The organism is Rahnella sp. Larv3_ips, assembly GCF_003697865.1.
Classification (GTDB): Bacteria; Pseudomonadota; Gammaproteobacteria; order Enterobacterales; family Enterobacteriaceae; genus Rahnella; species Rahnella rivi.
On sequence record NZ_MJIB01000014.1, the window covers coordinates 237,061 to 248,948 of the forward strand.

Below are 11,888 nucleotides of genomic sequence, written 5' to 3' on the forward strand. Positions count from 1 at the left end.
TGCCGACATACTAAGTGTTAAGGAACTTAATCTAAATTCAACCGCAGCCTGACCAGGGAATATGTCACTATGCGCAATAACCAGCCTGTCACTCAGCAGGAATATCAGTACCCGGACGACGCCACCTTGATGTCCACGACCGATGTAAACAGTCACATTACCTACGCTAACGATGCTTTTATCGAAGTGAGCGGTTTTGCCAGCGAAGAAATTATCGGCCAGCCGCACAATATTGTTCGCCATCCCGATATGCCTCCTCAGGCCTTTAAAGATATGTGGGCCACACTGCAGCAAGGTTTCCCCTGGACAGCGCTGGTCAAAAACCGCCGACGCAACGGCGATCACTATTGGGTTCGCGCTAACGTGGTACCGATCATTCGCGGCGGCAAAACGCGGGGTTATCTTTCCGTACGAACGAAACCGTCCGCGGCAGAAATCACTGAGACGCAGTTGCTGTACGATAAAATCAATCGCGGCGAACTGAACAACCGGCGTCTTCACAAAGGCTTGCTGATCCGAACGGGTCTTACCCGCGGACTCTCTTTGTTGAAAACTCTTTCCGTCCGCTGGCGGATCCGTAGCGGATTATTCGCTGTGTTGCTGGCGGGTACCCTGCTTATGTCAACGCTCTTTGCCTTACCTTCAGTGCAAATGATTTCCGCGCTGGTGGGGAACGCCGTGCTGATCTTTTTCCTTGGCCTTTGGCTTGAGTGGCAGATCACCCGTCCGCTCGAACAGTTGTGCAAACAGACATTACAGGTGGCGAGCGGCGCCAGCCACACCATCACGCCGATGGCGCGGACGGATGAAATTGGTATGACGCTGCGCTCGGTCGGGCAGCTCGGATTGATCTGCCGCTGGATGGTCGATGATGTACACAGCCAGGCGCAGAAAGTAAAACAGGCCAGCGAATCACTGGCACAGGGCAACGATTTACTTAGCCGTCGAACAGAACAGACGGCAGCCAATGTGGGGGAAACCGCTGCGGCCATGAATGAAATGAACGCGACGGTTGAAAGCAACACTCAGACGGCGGCCGAGGCAGACACGTTATCTCTTAGCGCCAGCCAGGCGGCAGAGAAAGGCAGCCATGCCATGCAAGGTGTTGTCGGCACAATGCAGCAAATTACCGACAGTTCAAAGCAGATCGCCACTATTACATCGGTGATTGATGGCATCGCATTCCAGACCAATATTCTCGCGCTGAACGCTGCCGTTGAAGCGGCACGCGCCGGGGAACAAGGCAAAGGGTTCGCCGTGGTGGCCGGGGAAGTTCGTAGTCTTGCACAACGCAGCGCGTCAGCCGCCAGTGAAATTAAGCGGTTGATCGATGCCAGCGCCGATACAGTGATTTCGGGATCAAAACAGGTCGCTCAGGCAGGCAAGACGATGGATGATATTGTCACCCAGGTGCAAAACGTTTCTGCGTTGATTGCGCAGATCAGAACAGCAACCGGCGAGCAAAATCTTGGTCTGGTGGATGTCGCCAAAGCCATCGAAGAACTGGATCGCATCACCCATCAGAATTCCGTTCAGGTGCAGGAAGGCGCAATGGCCTCATCAGGTTTAAAGAAACAGGCGGAAAGGTTAGTGGATGCCGTGGGTGTCTTCCGCTAAACCGTTAAATACAAGGCCAGTGAAACAGACACTGGCCGGGATCATCTACTGTGCACGGCGCCGTTCAGCAATCCAATCCTGCACTTCGATGGCAAAAGTGTCCGGCGCCTTGCGAAATGTTTTTCTCGCCAGATCTAAAATGCTGTGGCGGGCTAACTCTTCTTCCATACGTTGTTGCGCGCTGTCCATCACCGCGCGGATCCCGCAAGGCCCTTCGCACGCCCAGGCCGGCGGACTTTCTTCAAAAACAGCCAGCCGTTGTCTGATCTCTTTGCATTCAAAAATCCCTTTCTCCCCGTCGATGGCCTGAACCACATCCAGCATGGTGATCAGTGCCGCGGAGCGTGCCAGCCGGAAACCGCCGCCCTTCCCCTCACTGCTCACCACCAGCCCCCCGCGCGAAAGACGGGTGAAGATTTTCGCCAGATAATCATAGGGAACGCCCTGCAACTCTGCCATTTCGCGGACATTCATTTCACGATCGTCGCCTCTGATATCGACCATGCACACCAGACTATGAATGCCATATTCCACGCCAGAACTGTAAAACGCCATGATGAACTCCGTTAAACTTTATCTGAGTCATTATACAGAGATTGTCCGCACCTGAAAGACGCGCTTTTTGAGCCTGTAATTCCCTTTGACGATTTCACAATTAATCAATCAGTTGAATATCCTCTTTTATCCTTACTCTTTTAACTCCGAAAACTATTGTCGCAGTTAACTACGACAAGTATAGTGGCAGTCAGATTATTAACGCGTTCTGAACATTTAAGGGTTGAACACATGAAAAAGCATATTATGATCCTCGGTAGCGGTTTTGCAGGTATGTGGGCCGCAGTGAGTGCAGCACGGCTGGCGTACATAAATGGCGGCGATGACATCAACATCAGCGTTCTGGCTCCTCATCCTGAACTGCGTGTGCGCCCGAGATTTTATGAGAATAATGTTGCCTCTCTGGTTTCTCCGCTGGCACCGCTGTTCACAGCCCTGAACATTCACTTCATTCAGGGAAACGCAAAACGCATTGATAATAAAACAAAAAACGTATGGTATTCCGATGCGGAAGGTCAACTGGCATCGGCGAGTTATGACCGGCTGGTGCTGGCCACAGGCAGCAATGCAAGACAGGTCACTGTTCCCGGTGCCGATCAATACACGTTCAATATCGATCAGCTGGAATCGGCACACGTATTTGAAAAACATCTGACCGGGCTGGCAAACCAAACGCCAACCCCGGCACGCAACACGGTGGTAGTGTGTGGCGGAGGTTTTACCGGAATCGAACTGGCGACTGAATTACCTTCCCGCCTGCGCGAGCTCTTCGGTACAGAAACCAAGACTAGAGTTATCGTAGTTGAGCGTGGTGACGTTATCGGCGGGCGTTACAGTGAAGCGCTGCGCGACGTCATTGAACAAGCCTCCAGGGAAATCGGCATCGAGTGGCGTTTACAGGCAGACATCACCGCCATTGACGCAACCGGTGTGACATTGAGTGATGGAAGCCACATTGCTTCCTCAACCGTGGTATGGACCGCCGGCGTGCAGGCCAATGCGCTGACTGAACAGTTTGCAGCGGAGCGTGACAGTGTCGGGCGTTTGTATGTCGATGAAAATCTGCAAATTCGTGGGGTTTCTGATGTCTTCGCCACCGGGGATGTTGCTCATGCCGCCACCGATGATGTGGGCAATACGGCGCTGATGTCCTGTCAGCATGCAATTCAGTTAGGTAAATTTGCCGGAAATAATGTCGCGGCAAGCATCCTGGGCCTGCCGCCTATTCCATATCGTCAGGTGAATTACGTCACCTGCCTCGATCTGGGCAGTTGGGGGGCAGTGTTTACGGAAGGCTGGGATCAAAAAGTACAATCGGTACGTGAGGAGGCGAAAAAAATCAAAATCGCCATTACAAATGAGCTGATTTACCCGCCTCGGGCGGAGCGTGAGATTGCCTTTGCGGCAGCGGATCCTCTGGCTAAATTCGTCTGATAAAAACCCAAAACAGCGCTCCCGGCACTTTCGTCGCCGGGAGTTGGGTCTTATTTTATACCGCTGCTAACCTGAACGCCGAAACCGAATGCGTCAGATGATGCACCTGCTCTTCCAGCGAAGCGGCCGCCGCCGCCGACTCCTGAACCAGCGCCGCATTTTGTTGCGTCACTCCGTCAATTTCCGTCACCGCCTGTTCAATCTGGCTGATGCCACGACTTTGTTCATCCGACGCCGTCGATATATGCTCCATCAGGACATCCACCTGAGTCACCGATGTAATGATCGCACTAATGGAATCGCCGGTGCGGGAAACCTGATCTGACCCTTCTTTAATATTGGCGACAGATTCTGAAATCAGGCTTTCGATCTCCTTCGCTGCCACAGCGCTGCGCTGCGCCAGATTACGTACTTCGCTCGCCACCACGGCAAATCCACGCCCCTGCTCGCCTGCTCGTGCCGCTTCAACCGCAGCATTCAGCGCCAGAATGTTGGTCTGGAAAGCGATGCTGTTAATCACACCGGTGATGTCTTCGATTTTTTTAGAGCTGCTGTTGATGCGCCCCATGGTCTGGATCACTTCCTGCGCCACTTTCTCACCGGCACGGGCATTTTTCACGGCTTCGCGGGTCAGGCTGCTGGCGCGCACGACATTTTCAGTATTCTGTTTTACCGTCGCCCCCAGTTCTTCCATGCTGGCCGCCGTTTCTGTCAGCGCTGCGGCCTGTTGTTCAGTGCGCGAGGCAAGATCGATATTCCCGGCAGTAATTTCTTGTGAAGCATGCGCTACCGTGTGGCTGGTATCGCGCACCTGACAGATAATCTGCGTCAGTGCCAGTCGCATATGTTCCATCGACTGCATCAGTTGTTCGATTTCGCTGCGCGAATTCATCTTCACTGGCACCGGCGTATCCAGATATCCTTCGGCGATCTGACGGCAGTGGTCACGGGAACTCAGCAACGGGTTCAGCACGTAACGTTTCATGAAGATGAGCACCGCAAGGATCACCACCACGAACAATATGCAGAACGCGATGGTCAGCCCGATGCCAAAACTGAAGTTGTTTTGCGCTTCGCTGTTGAGGTTTTTGGCGTATTTCTCATGCAACGCCAGCACCTGATCCAGCACAATTTCATACTGGCGATCCAGTTTTATCACTGCCGGAATACGTGCTTTAAACTGCTGTTGATCGCCTGCACGGGCAGCGTCAACCAGCGGCTGAATACCATTCTGACGGTAATCAAGATAGGTGGCGCGATAGGCCTCGGCCAGGGCAGCTTCGCCCGGCAGCTTGGGTGCACTCAGATAGGCCTGGAATGCTGCGTCCGCTTTACTGGTGGCTTCATCCACACCTTCGAGTGCCGGTTTCAACTGGCTGTTATCCCCGCTCTCGATCTGTTTCATCAGTTCCATCACCCGTACGCGAGAAGTACGGCTGTGGTTAATCGGGTCAATAATGGAAAGCACCACGCGGATTTCTTTATTCACATCATCCAGTGAATGATTACTGCGTGTCAGCAACCAGACGTTAGACATCATACTGGCGAAAAAGAGAGCAAAAAGAACAATTAAAACAAGCAGAGAAGACTTTTTTAGGGACATGTGCGGCTCTTATACATCGGATCAGGAGTCTATTTATCGGCATATCCCTGCGAATGTTTAGCCTTACACCCGTACTATCACAAATTTTTGGCAGGATGATCGATCTGCCTACCGTGGCTCAAGGGCATTAGCGCCTGAATGTCGCCAGTGCTCATTTTTCTTACGCGGGATAAATCTCATGCTTTAACTTTTTTTTCACGTTAACGTGAAGTGACTCGCAATAAGTATTATAACTTTCATTATCAGAACGAGATACTCACCCGACTTATTCCGGCCCAGTTTAAAATGTCTCTAAGATATTTCCCTCATAAAATGCAATCAAATAAAATTCTCAAATCATTTGTCATGTGAATATTCCTAATAATTACCGAGGAAAAATCTTATGAATTAAAGCTGCCTGCTTAACGACCATGATTTATTTTTTCATTAATTAATGAGAATATTCCCTAACTCAAATCCCTCTTGATACGAAAACTCTTAGTTATTTTTACGCCGGGTAGAAAGGTACAATTCAGCGCAAGCCCTTGCGCTATGGCACTTAAAGAGACTCATAAAGAAAAATCTTACTTATCAATGAAATATTCTTTCATGTATATAAGCTTAACCAGTAACATTCAGTAACACATTTTAGTTTTCAATATAAACATCAATGTTTCTAAAATACCGGCCACAGGTACTTATGTGGAATTTTTTTCACATAAACTCAAAACACACTGCGGAATGTTTCTCAAAATATTTTGTCTTGATTGTGACCCTGATTTATCTCACCCCACCAGGTGCAGAAATGGATATCGTTTTATGGCAGGGTTGCCTACCTTTCATTTATTTATGGATTCATTGGCAGCGTTTATCACTCATCAATAAGGGATAGGCATGTCTAATAGCTTTCAGGAAGAAATACCCAAAGCTCGCGTCAATATTAAACTCGATTTACATACAGGCGGCGCGCAGAAAAAAGTCGAATTACCTTTAAAATTAATGGTAATGGGTGACTACAGCAATGGTAAAGAAACGCGTCCTTTGTCAGAGCGTGAAAAAGTCAATATTAATAAAAACAACTTTAACAGTGTACTCGCTGATTTTAGCCCGTCGCTGAACCTGACCGTTGAAAACACACTGTCAGGCGATCGCAGCGAAGAAAGCATCAAGCTTAACTTCAAAGAAATGAAGGATTTCGAGCCAGAACAAGTGGCACGTCAGATCCCACAGCTTCGCGCGATGCTCGCGATGCGTAATCTTTTACGCGATCTCAAATCCAATCTGCTCGACAACGCGACCTTCCGCAAAGAGCTCGAAACCATTCTTAAAGATCCGTCTCTGAGCAATGAACTGCGCAGCGAACTGAATGCCCTGGCACCAAAGGCCTGATTGCCTCCACTTAACGGATTAATGCGAGATAATGCTTATGTCAGTCAATAACGAAAACGCCTCTTCTTCAAACGGTCAGACGACCGTGCTCGAGAACCCGGAAGCCAGCCCTATTTATGCCTCCCTGTTCGACAAAATTAATCTTACACCGGTTTCCTCACTCGGCGACCTGAACGATTTCCAGGATACTTCAGCGCTGGCTGATGTCACTGCCGACCAGCGTGTCACTGCGGCCGTTCAGGTTTTCCTGGAACGCCTGAAGCTGTCGGGTCAGACTGTTGAACGTCTGGATAAAACGCTGCTCGATCACCACATCGCCGAACTCGACAGCCAGATTAGCCGTCAGTTGGACGAAGTCATGCATCACCCTGAATTCCAGCGCGTGGAATCCGGCTGGCGTGGCCTGAAGTTTCTGGTTGACCGCACTGATTTCCGCCAGAACGTGAAAATCGAACTGCTGGACGTGTCTAAAGATGACCTGCGTCAGGACTTCGAAGATTGTCCCGAGATCATTCAGAGCGGCCTGTACCGTCATACCTACATTCAGGAATATGACACACCAGGCGGCGAGCCAATTGGTTCCGTCATTTCTAACTACGAGTTTGACGCGTCTGCGCAAGACGTCGCGCTGCTGCGTAACATCTCTAAAGTCTCTGCTGCCGCTCACATGCCGTTCGTCGGTGCCGTCGGTCCGAAATTCTTCCTGAAAGATTCCATGGAAGAAGTTGCCGCGATTAAAGACATCGGTAACTACTTCGATCGCGCGGAATACATCAAATGGAAATCCTTCCGCGATTCCGACGATTCCCGCTATATCGGTCTGACCATGCCGCGCGTGCTGGGTCGTCTGCCGTATGGCCCGGATACCGTGCCGGTTCGCAGTTTCAACTACGTTGAAGAAGTGAAAGGTCCGGATCACGAGAAATACCTGTGGACCAACGCCGCGTTCGCCTTTGCTGCCAACATGGTGAAAAGCTTCATCAAAAACGGCTGGTGCGTACAAATCCGTGGTCCGCAGGCAGGCGGCGCAGTGACTGATCTGCCGATCCACCTGTACGACCTGGGTACCGGTAATCAGGTGAAAATTCCGTCTGAGGTGATGATCCCGGAAACCCGCGAGTTTGAGTTTGCCAACCTGGGCTTCATCCCGTTGTCTTACTACAAAAACCGCGATTACTCCTGCTTCTTCTCTGCCAACTCTGCGCAGAAACCGGCGCTCTACGACACCGCGGATGCCACTGCTAACAGCCGCATCAATGCGCGTTTGCCTTACATCTTCCTGCTGTCTCGCATCGCGCATTACCTGAAGCTTATCCAGCGTGAAAACATCGGTACCACCAAAGACCGCCGTCTGCTGGAACTGGAACTGAACACCTGGGTACGCACGCTGGTCACCGAAATGACCGATCCTGGCGACGATCTGCAGGCTTCTCACCCGCTGCGTGATGCCAAAGTGACCGTGGAAGATATCGAAGACAACCCTGGCTTCTTCCGCGTGAAACTCTACGCCGTACCGCACTTCCAGGTAGAAGGCATGGACGTGAATCTGTCATTGGTTTCTCAGATGCCTAAAGCGAAAGCGTAAGAGGCCGGAGTGGTAATGAAAATTTATCGACCACTATGGAGTGAGGGGGCATTGCTGTCCCCTCAGCAGTTCCAGCAGCAGGCTTTCTGGGAAGCACATAGTAATCAATGTGTTGCCCACCTGTCCGTTGTTAATCCCTGGGGCGTAGCCACAGCTGAATTTGATGAAGGCTTGCTAAGTGTCAGACGCCTGCAAGCACTACAGCTAACCGTGCGTCTGCCTGACGGTTCTCTGATAGATACCGGGAGCAGCGATCTTCTCCCCCCTGCCCGGGATTTATCTCAGGATATTCCGGCACAAATCAATGAGCTTACGGTGATGCTGGCGATGCCGTTATTGCAGGCAAATAGCAGCAACGTACAACTCACTGACAATGCGGGGGATCGCCCGCTCCGTTATCGTCAGGAATGGGTAAATGTTCAGGATGCATTCGGTCAGGAAGAAGAGTCCATGGCTGTGGCCCGTTATGCTTTGTCTCTGCGTTTTGACACAGAACAAAACGAAGAGTACCTGATCTGTCCTGTATTACGTCTGGTTCGCGACGGTCAAGGCGGCTGGAGAAATGACAGTACATTTATTCCTCCGTTGCTGGCAATGTCCGCTCATCACGGACTGGTCCTGGACATGGAGCAAATTCTCACACAATTGCAGGCTAAACGCCGCCGCCTGATGGGGATGCGTCGTGAGAGCAATCAGCGTATGGCCGATTTTGCCGTCGCAGATGTGTCATTGTTCTGGCTGCTTAATGCCCTCAATACGCATGTTTCAGCATTATCTGAACTGGTTAAAAATCCGGCGCGACACCCTGAACAAGTCTGGTTTGAATTATCGAAACTGGCGGGGAGTCTCCTGACGTTTTCCCTGGAACATGATATCGAAGCGATACCGGCTTACGACCATGCGTCCCCAGAGACCGTTTTCCCGCCTTTACTTGACCTGATCGGGGAGCTACTGGAAGCCAGCCTTCCTTCACGCGTTATCTCGCTGGAAATGCACAAGATCAATGGCCAGCAGTGGAAAGCGCCTCTTAATGACAGTCGCCTGCGTGAAGACGCGGACTTCTACCTGTCAGTACGCTCAACACTGCCCGCTTATCAGCTGATTTCCCAGTTCCCTGCCTTGTGTAAAGTCGGGGCACCGGACGATGTCAATAATATCGTCAATATCGCACTTAATGGCGTGCCGCTGATCGCTTTAAGCCATGTCCCCGCAGCAATCCCTCTTCGGCTGGAAAATCAATATTTCGCCCTGGATCTCAAACATCCCTCTGCGCAGGCCATGCTGGATTCGGGTACGTGCATGTTCTATGTACCGGAACTTCTCGGCGAACTGCAACTGGAACTCTATGCGGTGCTTCGGTCATGAGAAATGAAATAGATATTGATGAGTTGCTGGCCGATACCTGGCTATCCGTTGTGCAGCTACGTAATGGAGTGGTTGCAGAAGAAGGCGAGGCTTTATACGAGCGCTGCCGCGCTCAGGTAGAGCGAGTTCAGGACCAATTACAGCTGGCCGGTTACGATAGCGAAAGCGTTGAACATATCACTTATGCCCAATGTGCATTGCTGGATGAAACCGCACTCGGTCGACAGGGTGGGGACAAGGCGCCTGATAACGGACATATTGCCTGGCAGCGGGCACCGTTACAGGCGCGTTTCTTTGGCTCTCTTCAGGCAGGTGAAGCGTTATATGAACGGATCCGCTCCGTGCTGCGTCAACCGGCTCCCGATATCACCGTGCTGACCTGTTTTCATCGGGTCTTATTGCTGGGTTTTCAGGGGCAATATAGCGCTCAAACCATCAACCCTCATCAACGTGAGCAAACCCTCGCCGCACTTGCCGGGCGGGTCACTCCCTTCAACGTGGTGCTCCCGGGTGCATTGCTGAGTAAATCAGGACGGGTACGTGGCGGGGCAATATTACGCTCACTCTGGTTCTGGGTTCTGGTTGCTATTGTGGTCGTGTCCGGTGTCTGGTGGGGCGGGCATGTCTGGCTGCAACATCTGATTAATCAGCAATTACCGGGGCAGTTCTGATATGCGCATCGGTTCTCGTTTATCAGTTTACTGCCTGACAGGGATGACGGGGTGTCTGGCACTTCTGTTGTGCTGGGGATTCAGCCCATTTGGCGCCTCCACAAAATCAGTCATTACCCTCATCACAGTGATCTTAATGGCTGGACTGATGCTGTGGGGAAGGCACCATGATGTGTTCATCGATGAGACGACACGACTGGAAAACCTGCCGGAGATATCGTTTTCGCAGCCGGTCGTTCTTGTTTGCGGGGACAAGCTGGATGCGCTGTTTGGTGAAACTACGGTACGGATTACCCCACTTGCCTGTTATGTCAAAACAGACATCGCAAAACCGTTATCCATTTTCGTTGATGCGGTGCTATCACAACGTCCCGGCTGGATCCGCCAGATGGCTGTACTGTACAGCGTTTCGCCGGAAATTCATGCCGATGAAGCTGTCTGCCGTGCCGCGATTAAAAGCTGGCGTCAGCAGTTTTATCGTTTGCAAAAGCGCATCGGATGCCGCATTCCTGTGCTGGTCAGTTGCTGGCTGAACGGAACTGCGTCGCCCTGGTTTGTGGGCGATGCCGAGGGAAAAATGATCGTCAGGGACGACGATGAAGGCGCAACACTGCTGAGTGACTGGTTGAGTTCGTCAGACATCAACATGCAGCCCGCTCGCCAGTCTCAGGCTATCTGTCTTGAGGCAGCCTGTTCATGGCTTCGGGACGTTGTGTTTGATGAAATGCAGCATCCTGAAACCCTGAGCTCGCCGGTGCGTCCCGTGGCCGTGGGTGTCAGGTTTGACGCCGTGTCGGGTGTGCCCGATAACCTTTGGTCTGCAGCATTAACGCGGCGTACCACACTGAATGCGCTGATGCCACTGCAATCAGAGAGCGTGGTAACTCTGCCTTTTCCCGATCCCTTGTTACCGCTGCTTTCCGGTACTACCCGCCATATCAGGGCCGGACTGGCACCGGTAATCGCCGTCATTCTCATGATGTGTTTTGCGGTAACGGCCATTGGTTTTGTTGTTAACAACAACCACCGGCTCATTTCGCGTATCGGTATGGATCTGAAGCGCTATCTGATCATTCCTATGAGCAATTACGTTCCGAAAGCACAAGCCGTTGCCGTATTGAAACTGGATGCTCAGTTGCTTGAGCGTTATCACCGCCAGGGCGAGCCTTTACGTCTGGGTTTGGGACTTTATCAGGGTGAACGACTCTGGCTGGCTCTGCAGCAGGAAATTGATCGTTACATTCCTCCACCGCCGCCACCGGCCGAAAAAATATCGCCTAAAACGGTGCGTCTTGATTCCTTGTCACTATTTGACACGGGCCATTACGTGCTTAAACCGGGCTCACTCAAAATGCTGGTGAGTGCGCTGGTGGATATCAAGGCCAAACCAGGTTGGCTGATTGTGGTCGCCGGGCACTCGGATATTACCGGTGATGCGAAAGCTAACCAGACACTGTCTCTAAAACGTGCTGAATCCCTGCGCGACTGGATGCTTTCTACCAGCGACGTTTCCCCGACCTGCTTTGCAGTTCAGGGCTTCGGAGCCACGCGCCCTATAGCAACAAACGACACCCCGGAAGGCCGCGCGGCCAACCGTCGTGTCGAAATCAGTCTGGTGCCGCAGGCAGATGCCTGCCAGGCAGCAGCAACCCCACATTCATCAAATGATTGATGGATGCTTAACTTAGAA

General features: G+C 51.6%; 9 protein-coding genes. 7 read left to right on the forward strand and 2 right to left on the reverse strand.

The window, feature by feature from the left end:
* Positions 1-69 precede the first annotated feature (69 nt).
* Positions 70-1,617: a methyl-accepting chemotaxis protein gene (locus tag ED901_RS17705; RefSeq protein WP_122096709.1), complete on the forward strand. Its 1,548-nt coding sequence runs from the start codon at positions 70-72 to the stop codon at positions 1,615-1,617.
* A 45-nt stretch (positions 1,618-1,662) separates the two neighbouring features.
* On the opposite strand, the gene ED901_RS17710 is transcribed toward ED901_RS17705, so the two are convergent.
* Positions 1,663-2,172, reverse strand: coding sequence for an Rrf2 family transcriptional regulator (locus ED901_RS17710; RefSeq protein ID WP_122096710.1), 510 nt, complete (start codon positions 2,170-2,172; stop codon positions 1,663-1,665).
* 231 nt (positions 2,173-2,403) lie between these two features.
* Between ED901_RS17710 and ED901_RS17715 the strand changes: the two genes are divergently transcribed.
* The gene (locus ED901_RS17715; protein WP_122096711.1) at positions 2,404-3,606 is read left to right on the forward strand and encodes an NAD(P)/FAD-dependent oxidoreductase; all 1,203 of its coding nucleotides are present in this window, start codon (positions 2,404-2,406) and stop codon (positions 3,604-3,606) included.
* Between the two features lie 55 nt (positions 3,607-3,661).
* On the opposite strand, the gene ED901_RS17720 is transcribed toward ED901_RS17715, so the two are convergent.
* Positions 3,662-5,209 carry a methyl-accepting chemotaxis protein gene (locus ED901_RS17720; RefSeq protein WP_122096712.1) on the reverse strand — a complete coding sequence of 516 codons (1,548 nt, stop codon included), beginning with the start codon at positions 5,207-5,209 and terminating at the stop codon, positions 3,662-3,664.
* Positions 5,210-6,082: 873 nt separating this feature from the next.
* Here ED901_RS17720 and tssB point away from each other — a divergent pair.
* The 5 genes from tssB (at position 6,083) to ED901_RS17745 (ending at position 11,870) form a co-directional block, all read left to right on the forward strand.
* On the forward strand, positions 6,083-6,577 hold the full coding sequence (gene tssB / locus ED901_RS17725; RefSeq protein ID WP_056773775.1) for a type VI secretion system contractile sheath small subunit: 495 nt from the start codon (positions 6,083-6,085) through the stop codon (positions 6,575-6,577).
* Positions 6,578-6,608: 31 nt separating this feature from the next.
* Entirely contained in the window at positions 6,609-8,162 is a 1,554-nt protein-coding gene (tssC, locus tag ED901_RS17730) for a type VI secretion system contractile sheath large subunit (RefSeq protein ID WP_122096713.1), read from the forward strand.
* Between the two features lie 15 nt (positions 8,163-8,177).
* On the forward strand, positions 8,178-9,527 hold the full coding sequence (gene tssK / locus ED901_RS17735; RefSeq protein ID WP_122096714.1) for a type VI secretion system baseplate subunit TssK: 1,350 nt from the start codon (positions 8,178-8,180) through the stop codon (positions 9,525-9,527).
* Complete coding sequence (tssL, locus tag ED901_RS17740; RefSeq protein ID WP_056773763.1) at positions 9,524-10,198, forward strand: type VI secretion system protein TssL, short form; 675 nt, start codon at positions 9,524-9,526, stop codon at positions 10,196-10,198. The genes tssK and tssL overlap by 4 nt, the downstream gene beginning before the upstream one ends.
* Positions 10,199-10,334: 136 nt before the next feature.
* Entirely contained in the window at positions 10,335-11,870 is a 1,536-nt protein-coding gene (locus ED901_RS17745) for an OmpA family protein (RefSeq protein ID WP_240993963.1), read from the forward strand.
* Positions 11,871-11,888 lie beyond the last annotated feature (18 nt).

Excerpts from the sequence above, each read along its gene's own strand:
- ED901_RS17705 (WP_122096709.1), top strand. The coding sequence starts at position 70 with ATGCGCAATAACCAGCCTGTCACTCAGCAGGAATATCAGTACCCGGAC.
- ED901_RS17710 (WP_122096710.1), bottom strand. The coding sequence starts at position 2,172 with ATGGCGTTTTACAGTTCTGGCGTGGAATATGGCATTCATAGTCTGGTG.
- ED901_RS17715 (WP_122096711.1), top strand. The coding sequence starts at position 2,404 with ATGAAAAAGCATATTATGATCCTCGGTAGCGGTTTTGCAGGTATGTGG.
- ED901_RS17720 (WP_122096712.1), bottom strand. The coding sequence starts at position 5,209 with ATGTCCCTAAAAAAGTCTTCTCTGCTTGTTTTAATTGTTCTTTTTGCT.
- tssB (WP_056773775.1), top strand. The coding sequence starts at position 6,083 with ATGTCTAATAGCTTTCAGGAAGAAATACCCAAAGCTCGCGTCAATATT.
- tssC (WP_122096713.1), top strand. The coding sequence starts at position 6,609 with ATGCTTATGTCAGTCAATAACGAAAACGCCTCTTCTTCAAACGGTCAG.
- tssK (WP_122096714.1), top strand. The coding sequence starts at position 8,178 with ATGAAAATTTATCGACCACTATGGAGTGAGGGGGCATTGCTGTCCCCT.
- tssL (WP_056773763.1), top strand. The coding sequence starts at position 9,524 with ATGAGAAATGAAATAGATATTGATGAGTTGCTGGCCGATACCTGGCTA.
- ED901_RS17745 (WP_240993963.1), top strand. The coding sequence starts at position 10,335 with ATGGCTGGACTGATGCTGTGGGGAAGGCACCATGATGTGTTCATCGAT.